This is a genomic window from Pseudomonas sp. Sample_20 (genome assembly GCF_004307585.1).
Classification (GTDB): Bacteria; Pseudomonadota; Gammaproteobacteria; order Pseudomonadales; family Pseudomonadaceae; genus Aquipseudomonas; species Aquipseudomonas atacamensis.
The window spans coordinates 23,840-48,414 of the sequence record NZ_RCOA01000043.1; the positions used below are offsets into that span (position 1 = coordinate 23,840).

A 24,575-nucleotide genomic window follows, 5' to 3' on the forward strand; every position below is an offset into this window, starting at 1 on the left:
CCGGGCCGTTCAAAAAGGCTTGTCGAAGGTGATTTTCGGCTCTTTCCATGGGCCTTTAACCGTGTACTTGACGCTGGCGAAGCGCGCGACGCGGTCGCCGATCAGCTTGTCGATGAGGAACAGCGCGCCGCCGACCGCCGGTGCGCCGACGAGCAGCGCGGCGATCGGCAGGTTGTTGGTCACCGGCAAGGTCACCAGCAATTTCGCATCGACCTTGTCACCGACCAGATCCAGCGTGCCGTCCAATTCCAGGTTGCTCGAAGGCCCGGTCAGGCGAATCGGCTCACGTGTCACGTAGACACCATTGTTCGCCACCAGCAAACCTTTGACCCGGTCGTAGCTCAAGCCTTTGCCGAACAGGTCGGAGAAGTCCAGACGCAGACGCCGGCCGATCGAGTTGAAGTTGAGCAGGCCGAAAACCCGCAGCGCCTGAGCACCACCTTCCACTTCAACGAACTGGCCCCTGTTCAGCGAGGCGTCGAGGGTGCCGGAGAAGCGCTTGGTCGCCAGCCACGCCGGCGAGCCCGGCCAACGTCCATCGACGTCCATATGGAATTCTTCGCTGGTCACGCTAGGCGCGAAGCCCCAGCCTTTGAGCACGTCGGCCAGATTCTTGCCGCCAATGCGGCCCTTGTACCAACTGCTGGTCGCCCCCGGCGCGCCTTCCCAGCCGCCGTTGCCTTGCAGGAGGATGCCCTTGAGCCCCATATCGAGGTTATTCAGGGCGATGCCCTTGGCGGTCGGCCGCACTTTCAGCGACCAGCCACCGACCAGATCGGGGCCGAGGAACAACTGATTGAGGGTGATATCCAGCGCCGGAATTTTCGTCGGGTCGACCGACGCCAATGGATCCGGCGCATTCTCGTCAGCCTGCACCGCCGGGTCCGGCGCCGGCAGTTTCACGTATTGCAGATTCACCGCAATCGGCACGCCGTTGGCGTCCGGCAGGCTGGCGCTGCCCTTGGCCTGTTGGCTGTCGAGCGCCAGGTTCCACGCGCCTGGCTTGCGATTGATCTGCACCGAAGCCTGATCCAGCGTGGTGCCGAACGCGGTCAATTTGCCGACCTTGATGTCAGCACTGCTCAGCAGTTGTTTGGCGCTGCCGCCTGGATCCCCGCCAGCGTACTTGCTGGCCAGATCCTGCCACGGCGCGACGTCCAGTTCCGACAGCACCCCGCGTATGCGCAGGCCCTTGGCGCCCGGCAACACCGCTTCGCCAGCACCGAGAAACAGTTCGCCACGGCCATCGGCGAAATTGCTCGGCGGCGCAGCAAAAGTGAAATTGGCCAGTTGATCGTAATTGACCCAGTACCGCCGCTCCTGCCCTTGCAAGGTCATGCGGAATACCGTGTCACGTCCGACATCGGCGGCCATGCCGAACGGCGCTGGCAGATCCACCACCACGCCTTTGAGGCTGGAGCTGACCAGCAACTGGCTGTCGGCCCCTGAAAGATTCAGCTGCAACTGATACGGAATCGTCCCGGACACCGGCAACGGCTGGGTCACGCCGAGCCAGTCGGTGAGCTTTTTGACTTCAACCTGTCCGGATGCGGCGACGCGAGTCTTGATCTGGTTGGGGCTGCCATCAGCGAAGATCTGCGCAGTGACCGGTTTATCGAAGGCCCGTGCAGAGATGTTCTGGCCGCTGAGGCCTTTATTGCTGTCGAAGCGGAAATCGCCCTTGAGCTGGCTCAGTTCCAGTTTCGGTTCGGCCAGTTTCAGCCGCGCGTTGGCAGTTTTGAAATCGACGAGGATTTTCGGTTGCTCGCCCTTGGCCAGCGGAATATCCAGCTTGAGCTTGCCGTTGAGATCACCCGCGCCCTCCCAACCGGCAAAGGTTTCGCCAGTGCCGATCGGCGCGTCCTGAAGAATTTTCAAGCCATCGCCCAGGGCACCGGCAAATGCGCCATCAAGAAACAAATGCGAGTTCTGCCCGGCCGGTACGTGAGGAATATTGACGAAGACATCGCTGACTTGCGTATCGAGCAATTGGCCCTTGCTGGCCCAGATGCGCACGCCGCTGTCCTCGATGAACACGTCACCGCTGACCTTGCTCACGTGCGGCCAGCCCGGCTGAAAGGCCAGTTCGGCGTCATGCACTTTGAAGAACAGGCTGATGCTGCGATCAGCCTCGCCGGCATTCTTGCTCAGCGAGCCCTGATACTGGAAGAAACCCTGATCCACCGCGCCTTTGAGGATCGCTGTGCGCAGCCACTCATCAAGCGCCGGGCTCAACACCGCCGGCAGATATTTCGCGGTATAGCGACCGTCGCCATCGACCAGGCCGACGCGCAAGTCCATGTAGTCTTCCTGGCTATGGTCGAAGTGCAGGCGGATAAGGAAGTCGCCGGCAATCTTGCCCTCCTCGCCCAGCACTTTGAGGTACGGCGCAATCAGGGTGAAGCCATCCTTGTCGAGCTTCCAGGTCAGCCGCGCATTGGCCTGCAGGTATTGCCATGGCTTGGCGAAAATCGGATCGAGGTGCAGGACGAAGTCCTTGCTGTCGAGGCGCAACTCACCGCCGTCCAGATTGCCGCTGAGGCTGCCGCTGACATTTCGCGCCGCTGGAGCGCCGTGGTAGGCATCGAAACCGACATTGTCGAGGTTGGCGGCAAAGCCGAATTTGCTGCCATCGGTGGCGGTCGGACGGAAATCCAGCAGGACGTTGCGCAGACCGCCGGTAACCTTCAAACGCTCGACCACTGTGGCGAAACTCTGCGGCAATGGCCCCAGCGCATTGAGCAGCGGCGTGATCGGGGTCAGATCGAGGCGATCGGCCTGCAGATGCCAGAGCTCTTCAGCCTTGGCGCTGGCGCGAGTCTGCTGCACCTGCACATGGGATTCCCAGCGGGTTTCGCCGAAGCTCATCGCCAGTGAATCAAGAGTGACCTTCGCGCCCTCGGCGGTGTTGCGGTAATAGGCGTTGAGCGCCAGATTGTTGATCTGGATCGGCTTGCGCTCGGCGTAGGCACCGGTCACTTGCGGCGCATTCAGGCGCAACGCGGCGCTTTGCAATGCGCCTTCGGCCCAATCGACCCAGAGTTCGCCGCCGGCCTTGATCTCGGAAAAATTCCATTGCTGGGTCAGGCGCTCGGGCAGCCACTTCGACCAGTCGCTCTGCGGCAGGCTGGCATAGCCCTCGATAGCGCTGTTCTGCCACTGATCAGGACGCAACTGGCTGCGCAGGCTCAGCGCCACAGGCTGGCCATCGGGCAAGGTCAGACGCGCGTCGAGACGCTGGCGGCTGGCTCCGGTGCGCAGATTCAGACCGACATAGGTGAGCGTCATGGGCGCGTGGTCGAGCGGTTGCAGGGTCACCTGGCTGTCGAGCACCGACAGTTGCTCGATCATCTGCGAGCGCTGGAACAATTGTGCCGGATCGAACGGTTGATCCTTCTGCACCGGCAGGCCTTCCAGCGCCCAAGTGCCGTCTTCGGCTTCCTTGAGGCTGATCTTCAAACCGTTGAGTTCGATATGCGCGAGGCGCACTTCGCGGGCGAGCACGCTGCCCCACATATCCGGCACCACCCGCACGCGGTCGAGGCGCAGCGCGTTGGCACCGTCGCCGACCATCACGTCGTGGGCCAGCAGGATCGGCGCGAAACCGCTCCAGTTGCCTTCCAGCTCACCGATTTGCAAAGGCATGCCGAGGGCGGCGCTGGCCTTGTCTTCGATGTCGGCGCGGTATTCGGCCACCAGTGGCGTCAGCTCGCGGCCGAGGCTGACGTACAACGCCATCAACACCAGAACCAACGCGCACAGGCCCAGCCCCCAGCGGGTGAGTGCGGCCAGAATGCGTGTCAGACGCTCCATGTCAGTTGGCTCCCATGGCAAAAATACTGCGAAAAGCTGAGGCCAGCCGCGTTGAATGAGTGGTGATGCAGGGCTTCAGAGCAGCACCACGTCATATTGTTCCTGGGAATACATGGTTTCCACCTGGAAGCGTATGGTGCGGCCGATAAAGCCTTCAAGTTCGGCGACGTTACCGGACTCTTCATCGAGCAGACGATCGACCACTTTCTGGTTGGCCAGCACCCGATAACCCTCGGCCTGATAGGCCCGGGCCTCGCGCAGAATCTCGCGGAAGATCTCGTAACAGATGGTTTCGGCGGTTTTCAGTTTGCCCCGTCCCTGGCAACTGCTGCACGGTTCGCACAGTACCTGCTCAAGGCTTTCGCGGGTGCGCTTGCGGGTCATCTGCACCAGGCCCAGCTCGGTAATGCCGATGATGTTGGTCTTGGCGTGATCGCGCTCCAGCTGTTTCTCCAGAGTGCGCAGGACCTGACGCTGGTGCTCTTCATCTTCCATGTCGATGAAGTCGATGATGATGATCCCGCCGAGATTGCGCAGACGCATCTGCCGGGCGATCGCCGTGGCCGCTTCGAGATTGGTCTTGAAAATGGTTTCTTCGAGGTTGCGATGACCGACGAACGCCCCGGTATTGACGTCGATGGTGGTCATGGCTTCCGCCGGATCGATCACCAGATAGCCGCCGGATTTCAGCGGTACCTTGCGCTCCAGCGCGCGCTGGATTTCGTCTTCGACACCGTACAGATCGAAGATCGGCCGCTCGCCCGGATAGTGTTCCAGACGATCGGCGATTTCCGGCATCAGTTCGGCGACGAATTGCGTGGTTTTCTGGAAGGTTTCCCGGGAGTCGATGCGGATCTTCTCGATCTTCGGATTGACCAGGTCACGCAGGGTGCGCAGGGCCAGGCCGAGGTCTTCGTAGATCACGCTGGGCGCGGCGATGGTCTTGATCTGCTCGTTGATCTGGTCCCATAGGCGCCGCAGATAGCGAATGTCCATCAAGATTTCATCAGCGCCCGCGCCTTCAGCAGCGGTGCGCAGAATGAAGCCGCCGGCCTCCTTGATGCCTTCTTTGGCTACGCAATCGCTGACCACCTGCTTGAGACGCTCGCGCTCGGCTTCGTCTTCGATCTTCAGGGAAATGCCGACGTGGGCGGTGCGCGGCATGTACACCAGATAACGCGAAGGAATCGACAGTTGCGTGGTCAGGCGTGCGCCTTTGGAGCCGATCGGGTCTTTGGTGACTTGCACCACCAGACTTTGACCTTCGTGCACCAGCGAACTGATGCTTTCCACCGCCGGGCCTTCGCGCAGGGAGATTTCGGCGGCGTGAATGAAAGCTGCACGATCGAGGCCGATGTCGACAAATGCCGCTTGCATGCCCGGCAGTACACGAACGATCTTGCCTTTATAGATGTTGCCGACGATCCCGCGTTTCTGCGTGCGCTCGACGTGGACTTCTTGCAGCACACCGTTTTCGACCACCGCCACGCGCGACTCCATCGGCGTGATGTTGATCAGAATCTCTTCACTCATGGCAGGATCTCGTTCAGGCATGTTCACGATAGTGGCCGCATCTGGATTCGTACGACGCTCAGGGCGTGTTCAGGTTTTGCCAACAGGGTATGCCGAAATGGCCCAACACCTCGCAGGTTTCGCACAGCGGCAGGCCGACCACCGCCGAATAGCTACCCTCGAGCCCGGCGACAAACACCGCACCCAGGCCCTGAATGCCATAGCCGCCGGCCTTGTCGCGCGGTTCGCCACTGGCCCAGTAGGCGCCGGCCTCTTCGCGGCTGATGCTGCGAAAACGCACGCGACTGCGCACTACCCGCGACTCGCAGCGCTCACCTGCGAGCAAGGCGATGGCGGTCAGCACTTCGTGTTCGCTGCCGGACAACATCATCAGCATGGCGCATGCGTCGGCTTCGTCCACCGGTTTGCCAAGTATTTTGCCGTCGAGCACCACAGCGGTGTCGGCGCCAAGCACGCAGAACGGCTGATCAGAGACGACCGAGCGGCGCCCGGCCTCAGCCTTGCCACGCGCGAGGCGCTCGACATAGGCCGATGGGGATTCTTCAGGAAGCGGGGTTTCGTCGATGTCCGCGCTGATGGCGGAGAACTGCACGCCGATCTGCGTGAGCAATTCACGGCGGCGCGGTGAGCCGGAGGCGAGGTAAAGCAGTTTCATCAAAACATCTCCCTGTTCAGTGCCCTGCTTCACCGGCTCAATAGATTCTGTAGCGTCGGCACATCCCGCGAAGGGCGAAGCTGACCCACGGCCAGAGCAAGGCACTGACCAGCGCCGGCAAGACCAGCGCCAGGGTTGGCTGACGGTTGCCGGTCAGAGCGCTGAGCCACAGTTGCGCCAATTGTGCGAGGCCGAAGATCACCAGGATCACCAGACACTGCTGCCACATCGGGAACATGCGCAGGCGCTGCTGCAATGACAACACGAGGAAAGTAATCAGGGTCAGGATCAGCGCGTTCTGTCCGAGCAAGTCGCCCTGCAGGACATCTTCGGCCAGCCCCAGACAGAACGCCGTGACCATGCCGACCGTGTGCGGCATGTACAGCGCCCAAAACGTCACGAGCAAGGCCAGCCACAGCGGGCGAAGGATTTCCATGAAGATTGGCAACGGCGATACGCTGAGCAGGATGCCGACGAAGAACGTCAGCCAGATCATCCAGCCGTTTCCGGATTTTTTCGCGCCGACCATTATTCTCGTCCCCCGGTAGTCGCTGGCGGTTTCGCCGGTGGTTTGCTCGCCGCCGGTGGTTTGGCAGCGGCCGGAGCGGCAGCGGGCGGTTTGCTCGCGGCAGGCTTGGCAGGCGTGGTGGCAGGCGCCGCTGCTTCAGCGGCCGGCGCTGCGGTAGCGGTCGACGGCGTGGCAGGCATGATCAACGGTTTCGGCACGCTGGCCGGCAACATCGGGCCGCCGCCGTGGGCATCAAGCTGTTCCTGCGCCTGGGCCGCGTCATTGGCGCGTTCCTCGGCAGTGCGGCTGTCGCTGAACACCAGCAGCAGATAGCGGCTGCGGTTCAGGGCGGCAGTCGGCACGGCGCGGACAATGGCAAACGGTTGGCCGGAATCGTGGATGACTTCCTTGACCGTGGCCACCGGATAACCGGCCGGAAAACGCTGGCCAAGGCCGGAGCTGACCAGCAGATCGCCTTCCTTGATGTCCGCCGTGTCGGCGACATGGCGCAATTCCAGGCGCTCCGGGTTGCCGGTGCCGCTGGCAATCGCGCGCAGACCGTTACGATTCACCTGCACCGGAATGCTATGGGTGGTGTCGGTCAGCAGCAGGACCCGCGAGGTGTACGGCATCAACTCAACCACCTGGCCCATCAGCCCGCGTGCATCGAGCACCGGTTGGCCGAGCACCACGCCGTCGCGCTCACCTTTGTTGATGATGATGCGATGGGTGAAGGGGTTGGGGTCCATGCCGATCAGCTCGGCCACTTCGACCTTTTCATTGACCAGTGCGGAGGAGTTGAGCAACTCGCGCAGCCGAACGTTCTGCTCGGTCAGGGCCGCGAGCTTTTGCATGCGTCCCTGCAACAGCAGGTTTTCGGTCTTGAGTTTTTCGTTTTCGGCGACGAGCTCGGTGCGGCTGCCGAACTGACTGGCGACCCCTTCCCACAAGCGGCCGGGCAGGTCCGTGATCCAGTAGGCATCCATGAGCACCAGCGACGCTTGCTTGCGCGCGGGCTTGAGCAGGTCGAAACGTGCATCGACCACCATCAGCGCGACCGCGAGCACGGCCAGCACCAACAGGCGCACGCCCAACGAAGGGCCTTTGGTGAAAAGCGGTTTAATAAGCCGCTCCTCCCAGGCAAATGTTCTGTTTATTCATACGGCATCAAACCGGCCTGGATGAAGACTGACAGAAGATAAACGCCAACAGGCAGCACTGCAAAGTGCTGCCTGTGCGTTCACCCACGTATTGCATTCGAAGCTTATTCGCTCGAAAGCAGATCCATGGTGTGCTTATCCATCATTTCCAGCGCACGGCCACCGCCGCGAGCAACGCAAGTCAGCGGATCTTCGGCAACGATCACCGGCAGACCGGTTTCCTGGGCCAGCAACTTGTCGAGGTCACGCAGCAGCGCGCCACCACCGGTCAGCACCAGGCCACGCTCGGCGATGTCGGAAGCCAGTTCCGGCGGCGATTGCTCCAGCGCGCTTTTCACCGCCTGAACGATGGTGGCCAGCGACTCTTGCAGAGCCTCAAGCACTTCGTTGGAGTTCAGGGTGAATGCGCGTGGAACGCCTTCGGCCAGGTTGCGACCGCGAACATCGACTTCGCGTACTTCGCCGCCCGGGTAGGCCGTACCGATTTCCTGCTTGATGCGCTCAGCGGTGGATTCACCGATCAGGCTGCCGTAGTTGCGGCGCACGTAGGTGATGATCGCTTCGTCGAAACGGTCGCCGCCGACACGAACGGATTCGGCGTAGACCACACCGTTCAGGGAGATCAGGGCGATCTCAGTGGTACCACCACCGATGTCCACGACCATCGAACCGCGCGCTTCTTCAACCGGCAGGCCGGCACCGATCGCAGCAGCCATCGGCTCTTCGATCAGGAACACTTCACGGGCACCGGCGCCAAGGGCCGATTCACGGATGGCGCGACGCTCAACCTGGGTGGACTTGCATGGAACGCAGATCAGCACACGAGGGCTGGGCTGCAGGAAACTGTTTTCGTGAACCTTGTTGATAAAGTACTGCAGCATCTTTTCGCAGACGCTGAAGTCGGCGATCACGCCGTCCTTCATCGGACGAATGGCAGCAATGTTGCCCGGCGTACGGCCGAGCATGCGCTTGGCCTCGGTGCCGACAGCGACGACACTTTTCTGGTTACCGTGTGTCCGAATGGCCACAACCGATGGCTCATTCAGGACGATACCGCGCTCGCGCACGTAAATAAGGGTGTTGGCAGTGCCCAGGTCAATGGAAAGATCGCTGGAAAACATGCCACGCAGTTTCTTGAACATGGGAAAGGGACCCTAGGCAACGCGTGGGTAAAAAAGTGCGGCAAACTCTAACAACGACAGGGATTTTGGGCAAGGCGCCAATATGTTAAATTGGCCGCTTTTCTGTGCACCAAGCCCCACAATCGCGGCCTTATGACCGTAGAAGTGCGGTAGTGTTCCGACAATCTAACACACGGACGCCGTCCGTTCTGTTTTCCACTGGAGAATCCCGATGGCGCTAGAACGCTCCGACGTGGAAAAAATCGCGCATCTGGCCTGCCTTGGCCTCAACGATGCCGATCTTCCGCACATTACTTCCGCCCTCAACAGCATTCTCGGGCTGGTCGACGAAATGCAGGCCGTTGATACCGACGGTATCGAGCCGCTGGCCCACCCCCTGGAAGCCAGTCAGCGCCTGCGCGCCGACGTGGTGACCGAGACGAATAATCGCGAGGCCTACCAGTCCATCGCACCAGCGGTCGAAAACGGCCTGTATCTGGTTCCGAAAGTCATCGACTAAAGGGAAAGAGCCTGCAATGCATCAAATGACTCTGGCCGAGATCGCCCGCGGTCTCGCCGATAAAAAGTTTTCCTCCGAAGAGCTGACCAAAGTCCTGCTGGCGCGTATTACCCAGCTCGATCCGCAGCTCAACAGTTTCATCAGCCTCACCGAGGATCTGGCCATCGAGCAGGCGAAAGCCGCCGATGCACGCCGGGCCAGCGGTGAGAGCGGCGCCCTGCTCGGCGCGCCGATCGCCCACAAGGATCTGTTCTGCACCCAGGGCATACGCACCAGCTGCGGCTCGAAGATGCTCGACAACTTCAAAGCCCCGTATGACGCCACTGTCGTTGCGAAACTGGCCGCTGCCGGCGCCGTGACCCTGGGCAAGACCAACATGGACGAATTCGCCATGGGTTCGGCCAACGAGTCGAGCTGGTACGGCGCAGTGAAAAACCCGTGGAACCTGGAACACGTGCCGGGCGGTTCGTCCGGTGGCTCGGCCGCCGCCGTGGCCGCTCGCCTGCTGCCTGCCGCCACCGCAACCGACACCGGCGGTTCGATCCGCCAGCCGGCAGCATTCACCAACCTCACCGGTTTGAAGCCGACCTACGGTCGCGTTTCGCGCTGGGGCATGATTGCCTACGCGTCCAGCCTTGATCAGGGCGGCCCGTTGGCGCGCACGGCCGAAGATTGCGCGATTCTGCTGCAAGGCATGGCCGGCTTCGACCCGAACGACTCCACCAGCATCGATGAGCCGGTTCCGGATTACTCCGCCAGCCTCGGCGAGTCGCTGCAAGGCCTGCGCATCGGCGTGCCGAAGGAATACTTCAGCGCCGGTCTCGACCCGCGCATTGCCGAGCTGATCCAGAACAGCATCCAGCAGTTGCAGAAGCTCGGTGCGGTGATCAAGGAAATCAGCCTGCCGAACATGCAGCACGCCATTCCGGCCTACTACGTGATCGCCCCGGCAGAAGCGTCTTCCAACCTGTCGCGTTTCGACGGCGTGCGTTTCGGCCATCGCTGCGAGAACCCGGAAAACCTCATCGACCTGTACAAACGCTCCCGTGGCGAAGGCTTCGGCGCGGAAGTACAGCGCCGGATCATGGTCGGTGCCTACGCGCTGTCCGCCGGTTACTACGACGCCTACTACCTGAAAGCGCAGAAGATTCGTCGTCTGGTGAAGAACGATTTCATGGCTGCCTTCAATGAAGTCGACATCATCCTCGGCCCGACCACGCCGAACCCGGCCTGGAAGCTTGGCGCCAAGAACAGCGACCCGGTCGCTGCCTATCTGGAAGACGTCTACACCATCACCGCCAACCTCGCCGGCCTGCCGGGCCTGTCGATGCCGGCCGGTTTTGTCGACGGTCTGCCGGTGGGCGTGCAGTTGCTCGCGCCGTACTTCCAGGAAGGCCGTTTGCTCAACGTTGCGCACCAGTATCAGCTCAACACTGACTGGCACACCCGCACCCCAACCGGCTTCTGAGGAGACACACATGCAATGGGAAGTCGTGATCGGGCTGGAGATTCACACTCAGCTCACCACCCGGTCGAAAATCTTTTCCGGTAGTTCCACCACCTTCGGTTCCGAGCCGAACACCCAGGCCAGCCTGATCGACCTGGGCATGCCCGGTGTGCTGCCGGTGCTCAACCAGGAAGCGGTGCGCATGGCGGTGATGTTCGGTCTGGCGATTGACGCCGAGATCGGCCAGCACAACGTGTTCGCCCGCAAGAACTACTTCTACCCGGATCTGCCGAAGGGCTATCAGATCAGCCAGATGGAATTGCCGATCGTTGGCAAAGGCCACCTGGACATCGCCCTGGAAGACGGCACGGTCAAACGCGTCGGCATCACCCGCGCGCACCTGGAAGAAGACGCCGGCAAGAGCCTGCACGAAGAATTCAACGGTGCCACCGGCATCGACCTGAACCGTGCCGGCACGCCGCTGCTGGAAATCGTTTCCGAGCCGGACATGCGCAGCGCCAAGGAAGCCGTGGCTTACGTCAAGGCGATCCACGCGCTGGTGCGCTACCTGGGCATCTGCGACGGCAACATGGCCGAAGGCTCGCTGCGTTGCGACTGCAACGTCTCGGTACGCCCGAAAGGCCAGGTCGAGTTCGGCACTCGCTGCGAGATCAAGAACGTCAACTCGTTCCGCTTCATCGAGAAGGCGATCAACTCCGAGATCCAGCGCCAGATCGAGCTGATCGAAGACGGCGGCAAAGTGATCCAGCAGACCCGCCTGTACGATCCGAACAAGGACGAGACCCGTCCGATGCGTTCGAAAGAGGAAGCCAACGACTACCGTTACTTCCCCGATCCGGACCTGCTGCCGGTGGTCATCGAAGAGTCGTTCCTCGGTGAAGTGCGAGCGACCCTGCCGGAACTGCCACCGCAAAAGCGCGAACGCTTCCAGAGCCAGTTCGGTCTGTCGGCCTACGACGCCAACGTGCTGGCCACCAGCCGTGAACAGGCGAATTACTTCGAGAAAGTCGCAGCCATCGGTGGCGACGCGAAACTGGCGGCGAACTGGGTGATGGTCGAGTTGGGCAGCCTGCTCAACAAGCAGGGCCTGGACATCGAAGACTCGCCAGTCTCCGCCGAGCAACTGGGCGGCATGCTGCAGCGCATCAAGGACAACACCATCTCCGGCAAGATCGCCAAGGTGGTGTTCGAAGCGATGGCCAACGGCGAAGGCAGTGCTGACGAGATCATCGAGAAGCGCGGCCTCAAGCAAGTCACCGACACCGGCGCGATCTCCGCCGTGCTCGATGAAATGCTCGCGGCCAACGCCGAACAGGTCGAACAGTACCGCGCGGCAGACGAAGCCAAACGCGGCAAGATGTTCGGCTTCTTCGTCGGCCAGGCCATGAAAGCCTCGAAAGGCAAGGCCAACCCGCAGCAGGTGAACGAACTGCTGAAAAGCAAGCTCGAAGGCTGACCACCAATGGAGCCAGATCCAAAGCCTGGCTCCATCCCCTGTGGAAGGGACCTGTGGCGAGGGGATTTATCCCCGTTGGGCCGCGAAGCGGCCCCAATTGCTGAGCTTGATTTGCACCAGATAAATCGAGTTCTCAGTTTTGGGACTGCTGCGCAGTCCAACGGGGATAAATCCCCTCGCCACAGGTCACTCCTACATTTGATCCGGGATACCTTTGAATGAAGCGTCTGTTGCTGAGCAGCGCCCTGCTCTCCCTGCTGGCCGGTTGCGCCAGTACCGACACCATCGACCCGCACGGTTACGACCAGACCGGCGTCGCCTCCTACTATGGAGCCAAACATCACGGTAAACGCACCGCCAGCGGCGAAGCGTTCAACCAGCATTCCCTGACCGCCGCCCACCGCCAGTTGCCGTTCGGCACGCGAGTGAAGGTCACCAACCTGAAAAATGATGAATCAGTCGTGGTCCGCATCAATGACCGTGGCCCGCACACCCGTGGCCGGCTGATCGATCTGTCGCGCGAGGCCGCCGATGAAATCGGCATGCTGCGCAGCGGCACCGCACGGGTTCGCGTGCAGGCCCTGGACTGATGGAGCGCCGACCATTTTCGGACTAGCCGATCTGCCGCTGATCAACGTCGTCGAATTGTTCAGTGGCCTGGTTCTTTTGATCATCGGCGCCGAGCTGATGGTGCGCGCCGCCGTTCGTCTGGCCGAGCGCCTGCATGTGCGTCCGCTGATCATCGGCCTGACCATCGTCGCCCTCGGCAGCAGCGCCCCGCAAATGGCCGTGAGCCTGCAAGCGGCGCTGACCGACAACCCGGACATCGCCGTCGGCAGCGTGGTCGGCAGCGGCATCTTCAATATCCTCGTAACCCTTGGCCTCTCTGCACTGATCATCCCGCTGCGCGTGTCGCGGCAATTGGTGCGTCTGGATATCCCGTTGATGATCGGTGCCAGCCTGCTGGTATTCATCCTCGCCTGGAATAAAGACCTCGGGCGTTTCGACGGCGTCCTGCTGCTCGGCGCGTTGGCGCTGTACCTTGGCTTGTTGTTCCGCCAGTCGCGACACTCGACCCGCCCCCATACCGAACGCCCGAAGGATACGCAGCAATCCTGGCTGATCAGTGTGCTGATGATTCTCGCTGGCCTGGCCATGCTGGTGTTCGCCGGGCGTTTGCTGCTCGGCGCCGCCGTGGTCGTGGCCACCGACTTGGGCCTGTCGGAACGGGTCATCGGTCTGACCGTGGTCGCGGTCGGCACTTCGCTGCCGGAGCTGGCGACTTCGCTGATCGCTGCGTTGCGCGGGCAGCGCGACATTGCCGTGGGCAACGTGATCGGCGCCAACCTGTTCAACCTGCTCGGGGTGCTCGGGCTGACCGCCCTACTCGCACCGACGCCGCTTTCCGTTTCCCCGAATGCGCTGGATTTCGACTTGCCGGTGATGCTCGGCGTCGCGGCGCTGTGCCTGCCAGTGTTTTACTCGGGCTATCGCGTGACCCGGGCCGAAGGCTTGCTGCTGCTCGGTTTGTATCTGGTCTACGGGCTGCATGTGGTGTCGTTCACCACCGGCATGCCGCTGGCCGGCAAACTCGAGCGCTTGATGCTGTTTTATGTCCTGCCGGCGCTGCTGACGTTTCTGCTGTTCACGTCGATCCGCGCCTGGCGTCGCCAACACCACAAGAGAGATGTGCCATGAGCGAGTCGAAGCAGTCCGGGGTTGAAATCCGTCGTCAGGTCATGGGCGATGCGTTCGTTGATCGCGCCATGGGCAACGCCACCGAGTTCACCCAGCCGTTGCAGGATTTCGTCAATGAACACGCCTGGGGTGGCGTGTGGAATCGCGAAGGTTTGTCGCTGAAAACCCGCAGCCTGATTACCCTCGCCGCGCTGACCGCGTTGAAGTGTCCGCAGGAGTTGAAGGGCCACGTGCGCGGTGCCCTGAACAATGGCTGCAGCGTGGAAGAGATTCGCGAAGCGCTGCTGCATTGCGCGGTGTATGCCGGCGTGCCGGCGGCGATCGATGCGTTTCGCGCGGCGCAGGAAGTGATTGATACCTACCAGAAACCTGAGTGATTCAGTGCTGCTGAAATAGCTTTCGCGAGCAGGCTCGCTCCCACACCTGGAATGCATTTCAAATGTGGGAGCGAGCCTGCTCGCGAAGAGGCCCTGACAGACACTGCAAATCCTTGTCAGATCCACCCACCCCACTGCAACACAAAGATCCCGACGTTGGTGGTAATCGCCGCCATCAAAGTGGTCATCACGATAATCGCCGCTGCCAGCTCATGATTGCCCTGCGCCGCCCGGGCCATGACGAAACTCGCCGCCGCCGTCGGGCTGCCAAAGTAGAGAAACAGAATCCCCAATTCCGCCCCGCGAAAGCCCCACAGCCATGCCCCCAGTGTCGCCAGCACCGGCAGACCGATCATCTTCACCAGGCTGGAACTGAGCGCCATGTTGCCGCTCTTGCGCAGCGCCGCCAGTGACAGCGTGCCACCGATACAGATCAGCGCCAGTGGCAAAGTGGTCTGCGCCAGATACTGGCCGGAGGTCTCCACCCAGCCCGGCAGTCCGATCTTGAAATAGGCAAACGGCGCTGCCGAAATCACGCTGATGATCAGCGGGTTGCTGAACACGCTTTTGCAGATGCTCCACGGATCGGACTTGATCACCGGGCTGTACACCGCCAGCACAATGGTCGACAGGGTGTTGTAGAACAGGATCACCAGCGCCGCGAGAATTGCCCCGAGGGAAATGCCGTAATCGCCGTACATGCTCGCGGCGAGCGCCAGGCCTATCACGCCGTTGTTGCCGCGAAACGCACCCTGGGTGTAGATGCCGCGATCTTCGCGCGGACACCTGAAAATCGCCCACCCCCAGGCCACAGCGAAACTCACCAGCGTTGCGAGGGAAAAGTAGATCAGTAGCGAAGGTTGCAGCGCGGCGTGCAGGTCGGCGTGGAGGATGCCGAGAAACAGCAGCGCCGGCATGGTCACGTTGAACACCAGCGACGAGGCGGTGTGGATGAAGTTGTCGTTGATCCAGTCGATGCGCTTGAGCAGCACACCGAGAAACAGCATGGCAAACACCGGCGCGGTGATGTTCAGGGTTTCAAGAAAGATTGCCAGCATGCCGGGGAGCCTTGGGTGAGCGTCGATAGGGGGCTAATGATAAGCCACTTTCACCCTGATCGTTCCCACGCTCTGCGTGGGAATGCAGCCCCGGGACGCTCTGCGTCCCAAAGCGTGACGCGGAGCGTCACATGAGGCATTCCCACGCAGAGCGTGGGAACGATCACAGGCACCGCAAGTCCTCCGGCGTCTGGCAGATCGCTTTCGCGAGCAGGCTCGCTCCCACATTTGCAATGCATATCCCTGTGGGAGCGAGCCTGCTCGCGAAGAACGATGACGCGGTCTCAGGTAATCGGCGCCGGGTTGAACAAGGTGATGTCGTTGTGCAGCTTGTGTTTCTCCGCCCAGGTCTGTTGCTTGCCACTGGCAACGTCCAGGTAATAGTGAAACAACTCCCAGCCCAGTTCTTCGATGGTCGCGCGCCCGGTGGCAATGCGTCCGGCATCGATGTCGATCAGATCCGGCCAGCGCTGCGCCAGTTCAGTCCGCGTCGATACCTTGACCACCGGCGCCATGGCCAGCCCATAAGGCGTGCCGCGACCGGTGGTGAACACGTGCAGGTTCATCCCCGCCGCCAGTTGCAACGTACCGCAGACAAAATCGCTGGCCGGCGTCGCGCAGAAAATCAGGCCCTTGTGCTTGAAACGCTCGCCCGGGCCGAGCACGCCATTGATCGCGCTGCTGCCGGACTTGACGATCGAGCCCAGCGACTTCTCGACAATGTTCGACAACCCGCCCTTCTTGTTGCCCGGCGTGGTGTTGGCGCTGCGATCGGCTTCGCCCTTGGCCAAGTAACGGTCGTACCAGTCCATCTCGCGCACCAGCTCTTCGGCGACGGTTTGCGTTTGCGCCCGCGACGTCAGCAGATAGATCGCATCGCGCACTTCGGTGACTTCGGAAAACATCACCGTCGCCCCGGCACGCAGCAGCAAATCCGAGGCATAACCCAGCGCCGGGTTGGCGGTGATGCCGGAGAAGGCATCGCTGCCGCCACACTGCATACCGAGAATCAGCTCGGAGGCCGGCACGGTTTCGCGACGGCGCTGGTCGAGTTTCTTCAAGCGCACTTCGGCCAGCTCCATGATCTGTTCGATCATTTCGGTAAAGCCGTGACTGGAATCCTGCAAGCGGTACAGCCACGGATCGCTGAGATCCACCGAGGCATCGTCCTCGTGCATCACCTGCCCGGCCTGCAATTTCTCGCAGCCCAGACCGATCACCAGCGCCTCGCCACCCAGGTTCGGGTTGCGCGCCAGATTGCGCACGGTACGAATCGGGATATAGGCGTCGGTGGCGGTAATCGCCACACCGCAGCCATAACTGTGGGTCAGTGCCACCACGTCATCGACGTGCGGGTACTTCGGCAACAACTCTTCCTTGATGCGCTTGACCGCATGATCGAGCACGCCGGTGACGCACTGCACGGTGGTGGTGATGCCGAGAATGTTGCGCGTGCCGACGGTGCCGTCGGCGTTGCGATAACCCTCGAACGTGAAGCCTTCCAGCGGTGCCTGCGCATCCGGCACATCGGTGGACAGCGGCAAGCTGTCCAGCGGCGGCGCGGTCGGCATGCGCAGTTGATCTTCCTTGACCCAACTGCCACGACGGATCGGCTGCAAGGCATAGCCGATGATCTGCCCATAACGAATCACCGGGCCGCCTTCGGGAATATCCTCCAGGGTGACCTTGTGGCTCTGCGGTACGAAATCCAGGGTGACCAGGCCGTCGGCGAACTCGGTACCGGCCGGTACGCCCTGATCGTTGACCACCACTACAACGTTGTCCCGCTCGTGCAGGCGGATGTAGCGCGGCGAGTCGGAATGTTCAATCAACTGCATGACGCCGCTCCTCAGGAATGCGCTTGAGACAAATTGCCGGTGGCTTCATTGCCGCCCTTGGCTGGCGGCTCTTTCAACACCACACGCTTGATCGGGCCGACGATCACCAGATAGCTGAACACCGCGACCAGTGCGTTGGCACCGACAAACACCAGCGCCCACTTGAACGAGCCGGTGGAGCTGATGATGTAGCCGATGACGATCGGCGTGGTGATCGAAGCGATGTTGCCGAAGGTGTTGAACAAGCCACCGCTCAGACCGGCGATCTGTTTCGGCGAAGTGTCGGAAACCACCGCCCAGCCCAGTGCGCCAACGCCTTTGCCGAAGAATGCCAGGGCCATGAAGCCGACAACCATCCATTCAACTTCAACATAGTTGCACGCCACGATGCTGCTCGACACCAACAGGCCGGCGATGATCGGCGCCTTGCGAGCGAAAGTCAGCGAATGGCCCTTGCGCAGCAGGTAGTCGGAAATCACCCCGCCGAGCACGCCGCCGATAAAGCCGCAGATCGCCGGCAACGAAGCGATGAAACCGGCCTTGAGAATGGTCATGCCACGCTCTTGCACCAGATACACCGGGAACCAGGTCAGGAAGAAATAGGTGATGCCGTTGATGCAGTACTGGCCCAGATACACGCCCAGCATCATGCGGTTGGTCAGCAGCTGACGGATGTAATCCCACTTCGGACCGTCGGACTTCTTGCCCTTCTGATCCATGTCGACCATGCCGCCGTTGTCAGCGATGTGCTTGAACTCGGCCTCGTTGACCCGTGGGTGTTCGCGCGGGCTGTAGATGACTCTCAGCCACACCAGCGAGAACACGATACCGAGGATACCCATGACGATGAACACGTGCTCCCAGCCGAAGCTGTAGACGATCCAGCCCATCAACGGCGCGAACAGCACGGTGGCAAAGTATTGCGCCGAGTTGAAGATCGCCGAAGCGGTGCCGCGTTCAGCGGTCGGGAACCACGCCGCCACGATGCGCGCGTTGCCGGGGAACGATGGCGCTTCGGCCAGGCCCACCAGAAAACGCAGCATGAACAGCGCAACCACTGCCGTGGACATGCCGAATTCACCGACGAAGCCTTGCAGCACGGTGAACAGCGACCAGGTGAAAATGCTCAGGGCATAGACTTTTTTCGAGCCGAAGCGATCGAGCAGCCAGCCACCGGGAATTTGCCCGGCGACGTAGGCCCAACCGAATGCGGAGAAGATGTAGCCGAGGGTGACGGCGTCAATGCCAAGGTCCTTTTGCAGGCTGGAGCCGGCAATGGCGATCGTGGCACGGTCGGCGTAATTGATCGTGGTCACCAGAAACAGCATGAGCAGGATCAAATAGCGGACGTGAGTCGGCTTGGAGGATTGCATGCAGATGTACTCCCACTGATTATTTTTATGCGGGTAAAACATTCTTTGGTCTTTGTGGGAGCTGGCTTGCCAGCGATGGCATCAGCGCGGCGTGCCTGCAGCACCGCGTTGCCTGAATCGCTGGCAAGCCAGCTCCCACAGGTATTGCGTGTATCAGGAACCGATGTAGGCAGTCTTCACGACCGTGTAGAACTCTTGTGCATAGCGGCCCTGCTCACGGGAGCCGTAGGACGAGCCTTTACGCCCGCCGAACGGTACGTGGTAATCCACGCCGGCGGTCGGCAGGTTGACCATCACCATCCCGGCCTGGGAGTGGCGCTTGAAGTGGTTGGCGTACTTCAGCGAGGTGGTGGCGATGCCGGCCGACAAGCCGAATTCGGTGTCGTTGGCCATTGCCAGCGCAGCTTCGTAATCGGCCACGCGAACGATGTTGGCCACCGGGCCGAAGATCTCTTCGCGGCTGATACGCATCGACGCTTCGCTGTCGGCGAACAGGGTTGGCGCGAGGAAGTAGCCCTCAGTGTCGCAAGTCACCACACCGCCGCCGCTGACCAGACGTGCACCTTCGGACTGGCCGATGTCGATGTACTTCATGTCCTGCTCAAGCTGCGCCTGGGAGACCACCGGACCGATGTCGGTGCCGGCTTTCAGCGCGTGGCCGACCTTGATCGACTTCATGCGCTCGGCCATCGCTTCAACGAACTTGTCGTGAATGCCGGCGGTAACGATCAGACGGCTCGACGCAGTGCAGCGCTGGCCGGTGGAGTAGAACGCGCTCTGCACCGACAGCTCGACCGCTTGCTTGAGGTCGGCGTCGTCGAGAATGATCTGCGGGTTCTTGCCGCCCATTTCCAGCTGCACCTTGGCCTGGCGCGAAACGCAGTTGACCGCGATCTGACGACCCACGCCCACCGAACCGGTGAAGCTGATGCCGTCGACTTTCGGGCTGTTGACCAACGCCTCGCCAACCACGCGACCGCTGCCCATTACCAGGTTGAACACACCGGCCGGGAAGCCCGCGCGGGAAATGATTTCGGCCAGCGCCCAGGCGCAGCCCGGCACCAGATCGGCAGGCTTGAGTACGACGCAGTTGCCATAGGCCAGGGCCGGAGCAATTTTCCACGCCGGGATGGCGATCGGGAAGTTCCACGGGGTGATCAGACCGACCACGCCCAGCGCTTCGCGGGTGACTTCGACGTTGACGCCCGGGCGAACCGACGGCACGTAGTCACCGGACAGGCGCAGGCATTCACCGGCGAAGAACTTGAAAATATTGCCGGCGCGGGTCACTTCACCGATCGCTTCCGGCAGGGTCTTGCCCTCTTCACGGGCCAACAGCGTGCCGAGCTCTTCGCGACGGGCGAGGATCTCGCTGCCGACTTTATCCAGCGAATCGTGACGGGCCTGAATGCCCGACGTGGAGTACGCCGGGAACGCAGCGCGGGCAGCGTCGATGGCGGCATTGACCTGGATCAGGTCAGCCTTGGCGTAGTCGCCGATGGTGTCGCTGAGTTCGGACGGGTTGATGTTGGCCGAGTAATCGGCACCGGCGACCCATTCGCCATTGATGTAGTTGTCGTAGCGTTTTGCAGTTGTCACAGGGCAGCCCTCAACTCTAAAAGCCTTCACGCAAAAAGCCGCTGATTGCTCAGCGGCCTCGCTTTTCTCGTTTATTGCGCGCCTTGCTTGTCGATCAGCGCGGCGAGCATTTCGTACTCTTCGCCGGTCAGGTCGGTCAGCGGCGCACGCACCGGACCTGCGTCATAGCCGGCGATTTTTGCACCTGCCTTGACGATGCTCACGGCATAACCGGCCTTGCGGTTACGGATGTCCAGGTACGGCAGGAAGAAGTCGTCGATGATCTTGCCGACGGCGGCGTGATCTTCGCGAGCGATCGCGTGGTAGAAGTCCATCGCGGTTTTCGGGATGAAGTTGAACACCGCCGAGGAGTAGACCGGCACGCCCAACGCCTTGTAGGCAGCGGCGTAGACTTCAGCGGTCGGCAGACCACCCAGGTAGCTGAAGCGATCACCGAGGCGGCGACGGATCGACACCATCAACTCGATATCGCCCAGGCCATCCTTGTAGCCGATCAGGTTCGGGCAGCGCTCGGCCAGACGTTCCAGCAGCGGCGCGTTGAGGCGGCAAACGTTGCGGTTGTAGACGACCACACCGATATTCACCGATTTGCACACGGCTTCAACGTGGGCGGCAACACCGTCCTGGCTCGCTTCGGTCAGGTAGTGCGGCAGCAGCAGCAGGCCTTTGGCGCCCAGACGCTCGGCTTCCTGAGCGTATTCGATGGCCTGGCGGGTCGAACCACCGACGCCGGCCAGGATCGGCACGCTGGTTGCGCAGGTGTCGACGGCAGTCTTGATGATTTCCGAGTATTCGCTGGCGGCCAGGGAGAAGAACTCACCGGTGCCACCGGCGGCGAACAGAGCCGAAGCGCCATACGGAGCCAGCCATTCCAGGCGTTTGATGTAGCCCGCGCGGTTGAAATCGCCCTGCGCGTTGAAATCGGTTACCGGGAAAGACAGCAGGCCGGCAGAGAGGATGGACTTCAGTTCTTGTGGATTCATTATTCGAACACCCTGGTAGCAACGTTTTATTGTGAGTGGACCGTTCAGCCTTCGCCGAAGTTGTAGGTCATCGTACAACTTAAAAAATAACCGTCAACTGCATTTCATCGTTGGCAGGGCTTTTTTGTCCGACAAAATCACTGCCTATGCTTCTGGAAATCGCTGGAAGGCCCGTCCTTGAAGCATTTGCTCGCGGAAATATCTGGTCTGGATTCGTTTAATTCTGAGAGGACCAGCGGCTCGTAAAGTACCTCGACTGCCACGAAGGATCGTGGCGGACCACTCAAAGGAAGCCGCTATGTCGATGCATTTTGCCGCCCCCACCCTCACCCACATCGCCCCTGCGCAAGACGACTGCGTGACACTTCAGCTCTCGCAACTGCCGGAGATCCTCACCGTGCAGGTCCCGGATTCCAGCGATTTCGAGGCGAACTGGAGCGTCTACGCGATCCTCGGCAGCGATGGCGAGGAACCCGAATGGGAAGGTGATGAGGTGGACACTGGCGCCTGGGACGACGCCGAGGATGAAATGGAAAAGCTGCTCGACATCGAGGTGCAGTTGCCCAAAGAGGCGCTGCAACCTTACCTGAACCGTGAGGTGGAGCTGCGCTACAAATTTCGTGACGAGTCGAGCATGGAGCCGTATTCGCTGCCGCTGCGAATGCGCATAGAGGCGTAAGACTCAGCTTCGCTGCGCCTGCGCCTCTTCATGGGCCTGGCGCAGTCTTTCACGGCTATTGGTCAGGTGCAGACGCATCGCCGCACGCGCGGCATCGGAGTCCTGACGGGCAATCGCGTCGTAGATTTCCTCGTGCTCGCGGCTCAGGCGGCTCATGTAATGCTGTTGATCATCGTGGGCCAGGCGCGCCGAGTTCAGCCGCGTACGCGGAATGATGCTGGTACCCAGGTGGGTCATGATGTCGGTGAAGTAGCGGTTGCCGGTGGACAGGGCGATTTCCAGGTGGAAAGCAAAGTCCGACGACACCGCATCGCTGGCATGCGAGGCGCTTTCGTTCAGGGCGTCGAGGGCGGCGCGCATGGTTGCCAGTTGTTCGGGGCTGCGGCGTTGCGCGGCAAGGCCGGCGGATTCGACTTCGAGGCTGATGCGCAATTCGAGAATCGCCAGGACGTCACGCAGAGTGACGACAGTGGCCGGGTCGATGCGGAAACCGCTCGGGCTCGGTGTGTCGAGAACAAAGGTGCCAATGCCGTGGCGGGTTTCCACCTGACCAGCGGCCTGCAGACGGGAAATCGCCTCGCGCACCACGGTGCGGCTGACACCATGGGCTTCCATGATCGCCGACTCGGTGGGCAATTTGTCGCCACGCTTGAGCAGGCCATCACGGATCTGCTCGCTCAACACCGTCACCAATTCCTGGGCGAGGCTGCGGCGCTTGCGGGGGAGGCGCGGGGTGTCGATCAGCTTTTCCATGGTCTGCATCTTGTCTCGAAAGTTCGGCTTGGCGCCATCATAGCTCAAGCGAGTTGTACGATCACCGGGCAGATCACATTACCCCACTGTGGGAGCGAGCCTGCTCGCGAAAGCGGTGGTTCAGACGACAGATTCGTCGACCAAGACGGCCCCTTCGCGAGCAGGCTCGCTCCCACAGGTGAGTGTTCAGACAGTTATAGCCTGTTCGACCAGACGACCGCTGTCGATCCGCACATGCCGTGGATGGAATCGTTTCAAACTGCTTCGGTGACCGACGCTGACGATGCTCAGACCCGGAATCTCGTCAATCAACGCTTGATACAAGGTCGCCTCATCCTCTTCATCCATCGCCGATGTAGCCTCGTCCATGTACAGCCATTGCGGTGCATAAAGGAGCGCGCGGGCGAAGGCCAGGCGTTGTTGCTCGCCCGGCGAGAGCATGCGCTGCCAGTGATTGGCTTCATCCAGCCGCCCGACCAAGTGCGGCAGACGACAGGTTTCCAGCACCTGTGCATAACGCTCCGGCGCGTAAGTATCGCCCGGCTGTGGATAACTCAGCGCTTCACGCAATGTGCCGATCGGCAGATAAGGCTTCTGCGGCAAGAACAGATAACGCGCTGCCGGCAAACGAATATTGCCGTGCCCCGCCGGCCACAAATGCCCCATCGCTCGCAGCAGTGTCGACTTGCCGCTGCCGGAACGGCCGCTGAGCATCACTCGCTCACCCGGTTCAACGGTCATGTCAGCGTCGGTCAGCAGGTGACGACCATCAGCCAGATCCAGGCCGAGGTTGTGCACCTGCAACTCACTGCCCTGATTCTGCACGTCGATGGCCGGGGTGCGTTGTTCGTTGTCGCTCATGGCCTGACGGAAACTCAGCAGACGATCACAGGTGGCGCGCCACGCGGCGAGATCCGAGTAGGCGGTGATAAACCAGCTGAAATTCTCCTGCACGTTGCCGAACGCCGAGTTGATTTGCATCAGCTCGCCCAGTTCGATCTTTCCGGACAGATAGCGCGGTGCGGCGACGACAAACGGGAAAATGATTGCGATCTGACCGTAGCCGGAGGTGAAGAACGTCAGGCGCTTGGACACGCGCATGATGTCCCAGAAATTGTGCCAGACCAGCCCGAAGCGGTTGCTCAGGCGGCGGTTCTCATTCGGTTCGCCGTTGTACAAGGCGATGCTTTCCGCGTTCTCACGCACGCGCACCATGGAAAAACGCAGGTCTGCTTCGAAGCGTTGTTGCTTGTTGTTCAGACCGATCAGACGGCGACCGATCAAATGCGTCAGCCAACTGCCGACCGCTGCATACAACAGCGCACACCAGAACATGTAGCCGGGAATCTCGATGCCGAACACTTCGATACTGCCCGACACTCCCCACAAAATGATCGAGAACGACACCAGACTGACAATCGTGCGCAGCAGCCCGAGGCCCAGGCTCAGGGTGTTGGCGGTGTAAGTGTTGAGGTCTTCGGAAATCCGCTGGTCGGGGTTATCGGTATAACCGCCCTGCTCCAGCTGATAGTAATTCTTGTGGTCGAGCCAGCGCTTGAAGTGCTTTTCGGTCAGCCAAGCCCGCCAGCGAATCGTCAGCATCTGCGTCAGATACAACCGATACACCGCGCCGAGAATCGCCACCGTCGCGATGCCGCAGAAATACAGGATCAACTGCCAGAACGCGGCTTCATCCTTTCTCTGCAAAGCGTTGTAGAAATCCTTGTACCAACTGTTGATCCACACCGAGATCGCTACGCTGAACAGCGTCAGCGCAATTACGGCAATCAGCAACGTCCAGGCCTTGCCCTTCTCTTCGCTGCGCCAGTAAGGCGTGGTCATCGCCCAGACTTTGCGAAAAAACTGCCCGCGCACAGCATCGTTGACCGCGGAATATTCAGCGTTCTGATTCATGGATAAGGCTCGATAGTAAAAAGAACGGACACGCGCCGATCATAGATGATCGGCGCGTTTTATCGCGAG

General features: G+C 61.1%; 20 protein-coding genes. 7 read left to right on the forward strand and 13 right to left on the reverse strand.

Annotation, left to right across the window (positions count from 1 at the left end):
- Window positions 1-9: 9 nt before the first annotated feature.
- From D8U70_RS10900 to mreB, 6 genes are all read right to left on the reverse strand, one after another.
- Window positions 10-3,813, reverse strand: coding sequence for a YhdP family protein (locus D8U70_RS10900; protein ID WP_130928873.1), 3,804 nt, complete (start codon window positions 3,811-3,813; stop codon window positions 10-12).
- Window positions 3,814-3,888: 75 nt separating this feature from the next.
- Window positions 3,889-5,346: a ribonuclease G gene (gene rng, locus D8U70_RS10905; RefSeq protein ID WP_016771696.1), complete on the reverse strand. Its 1,458-nt coding sequence runs from the start codon at window positions 5,344-5,346 to the stop codon at window positions 3,889-3,891.
- Between the two features lie 58 nt (window positions 5,347-5,404).
- Complete coding sequence (locus D8U70_RS10910; protein ID WP_130928874.1) at window positions 5,405-6,001, reverse strand: Maf family protein; 597 nt, start codon at window positions 5,999-6,001, stop codon at window positions 5,405-5,407.
- A 37-nt stretch (window positions 6,002-6,038) separates the two neighbouring features.
- Window positions 6,039-6,530, reverse strand: coding sequence for a rod shape-determining protein MreD (gene mreD, locus D8U70_RS10915; RefSeq protein WP_024011608.1), 492 nt, complete (start codon window positions 6,528-6,530; stop codon window positions 6,039-6,041).
- On the reverse strand, window positions 6,530-7,633 hold the full coding sequence (gene mreC / locus D8U70_RS10920) for a rod shape-determining protein MreC (protein WP_076565845.1): 1,104 nt from the start codon (window positions 7,631-7,633) through the stop codon (window positions 6,530-6,532). Before mreC ends, mreD begins: the two co-directional genes overlap by 1 nt.
- A gap of 140 nt (window positions 7,634-7,773) precedes the next feature.
- Window positions 7,774-8,811, reverse strand: coding sequence for a rod shape-determining protein MreB (gene mreB / locus D8U70_RS10925; protein WP_002555108.1), 1,038 nt, complete (start codon window positions 8,809-8,811; stop codon window positions 7,774-7,776).
- Window positions 8,812-9,022: 211 nt separating this feature from the next.
- On the opposite strand from mreB, the gene gatC reads away from it, so the two are divergent.
- From gatC to D8U70_RS10955, 6 genes are all read left to right on the forward strand, one after another.
- The gene (gene gatC / locus D8U70_RS10930) at window positions 9,023-9,310 is read left to right on the forward strand and encodes an Asp-tRNA(Asn)/Glu-tRNA(Gln) amidotransferase subunit GatC (protein ID WP_024011606.1); all 288 of its coding nucleotides are present in this window, start codon (window positions 9,023-9,025) and stop codon (window positions 9,308-9,310) included.
- 16 nt (window positions 9,311-9,326) lie between these two features.
- The gene (gatA, locus tag D8U70_RS10935; protein WP_130928875.1) at window positions 9,327-10,778 is read left to right on the forward strand and encodes an Asp-tRNA(Asn)/Glu-tRNA(Gln) amidotransferase subunit GatA; all 1,452 of its coding nucleotides are present in this window, start codon (window positions 9,327-9,329) and stop codon (window positions 10,776-10,778) included.
- Between the two features lie 10 nt (window positions 10,779-10,788).
- Window positions 10,789-12,234 carry an Asp-tRNA(Asn)/Glu-tRNA(Gln) amidotransferase subunit GatB gene (gatB, locus tag D8U70_RS10940; RefSeq protein WP_130928876.1) on the forward strand — a complete coding sequence of 482 codons (1,446 nt, stop codon included), beginning with the start codon at window positions 10,789-10,791 and terminating at the stop codon, window positions 12,232-12,234.
- A 218-nt stretch (window positions 12,235-12,452) separates the two neighbouring features.
- Entirely contained in the window at window positions 12,453-12,824 is a 372-nt protein-coding gene (locus tag D8U70_RS10945; protein ID WP_024011604.1) for a septal ring lytic transglycosylase RlpA family protein, read from the forward strand.
- A gap of 31 nt (window positions 12,825-12,855) precedes the next feature.
- Window positions 12,856-13,932: a calcium/sodium antiporter gene (locus tag D8U70_RS10950; RefSeq protein WP_177433961.1), complete on the forward strand. Its 1,077-nt coding sequence runs from the start codon at window positions 12,856-12,858 to the stop codon at window positions 13,930-13,932.
- Window positions 13,929-14,309 carry a carboxymuconolactone decarboxylase family protein gene (locus D8U70_RS10955; RefSeq protein WP_130928877.1) on the forward strand — a complete coding sequence of 127 codons (381 nt, stop codon included), beginning with the start codon at window positions 13,929-13,931 and terminating at the stop codon, window positions 14,307-14,309. The genes D8U70_RS10950 and D8U70_RS10955 overlap by 4 nt, the downstream gene beginning before the upstream one ends.
- A 116-nt stretch (window positions 14,310-14,425) precedes the next feature.
- On the opposite strand, the gene D8U70_RS10960 is transcribed toward D8U70_RS10955, so the two are convergent.
- The 5 genes from D8U70_RS10960 to kdgD form a co-directional block, all read right to left on the reverse strand.
- Window positions 14,426-15,367 (reverse strand): AEC family transporter, encoded by a 942-nt coding sequence (locus D8U70_RS10960; protein WP_130928878.1) that lies wholly within the window; start codon window positions 15,365-15,367, stop codon window positions 14,426-14,428.
- 284 nt (window positions 15,368-15,651) lie between these two features.
- Window positions 15,652-17,205: a galactarate dehydratase gene (gene garD, locus D8U70_RS10965; protein WP_016771706.1), complete on the reverse strand. Its 1,554-nt coding sequence runs from the start codon at window positions 17,203-17,205 to the stop codon at window positions 15,652-15,654.
- Between the two features lie 11 nt (window positions 17,206-17,216).
- Window positions 17,217-18,578 carry an MFS transporter gene (locus D8U70_RS10970; RefSeq protein WP_122707662.1) on the reverse strand — a complete coding sequence of 454 codons (1,362 nt, stop codon included), beginning with the start codon at window positions 18,576-18,578 and terminating at the stop codon, window positions 17,217-17,219.
- A 153-nt stretch (window positions 18,579-18,731) separates the two neighbouring features.
- The gene (locus D8U70_RS10975; RefSeq protein WP_130928879.1) at window positions 18,732-20,177 is read right to left on the reverse strand and encodes an aldehyde dehydrogenase family protein; all 1,446 of its coding nucleotides are present in this window, start codon (window positions 20,175-20,177) and stop codon (window positions 18,732-18,734) included.
- Between the two features lie 71 nt (window positions 20,178-20,248).
- Window positions 20,249-21,160, reverse strand: coding sequence for a 5-dehydro-4-deoxyglucarate dehydratase (kdgD, locus tag D8U70_RS10980; protein ID WP_130928880.1), 912 nt, complete (start codon window positions 21,158-21,160; stop codon window positions 20,249-20,251).
- 298 nt (window positions 21,161-21,458) lie between these two features.
- Between kdgD and D8U70_RS10985 the strand changes: the two genes are divergently transcribed.
- Window positions 21,459-21,839, forward strand: coding sequence for a hypothetical protein (locus D8U70_RS10985; RefSeq protein WP_130928881.1), 381 nt, complete (start codon window positions 21,459-21,461; stop codon window positions 21,837-21,839).
- A gap of 3 nt (window positions 21,840-21,842) precedes the next feature.
- Here the strand turns inward: D8U70_RS10985 and D8U70_RS10990 are convergent, their stop codons facing one another.
- On the reverse strand, window positions 21,843-22,592 hold the full coding sequence (locus D8U70_RS10990; protein WP_177327011.1) for a FadR/GntR family transcriptional regulator: 750 nt from the start codon (window positions 22,590-22,592) through the stop codon (window positions 21,843-21,845).
- A 186-nt stretch (window positions 22,593-22,778) separates the two neighbouring features.
- Window positions 22,779-24,506, reverse strand: a complete 1,728-nt coding sequence (locus D8U70_RS10995; RefSeq protein WP_056782917.1) for an ABC transporter ATP-binding protein/permease — start codon at window positions 24,504-24,506, stop codon at window positions 22,779-22,781.
- Window positions 24,507-24,575 lie beyond the last annotated feature (69 nt).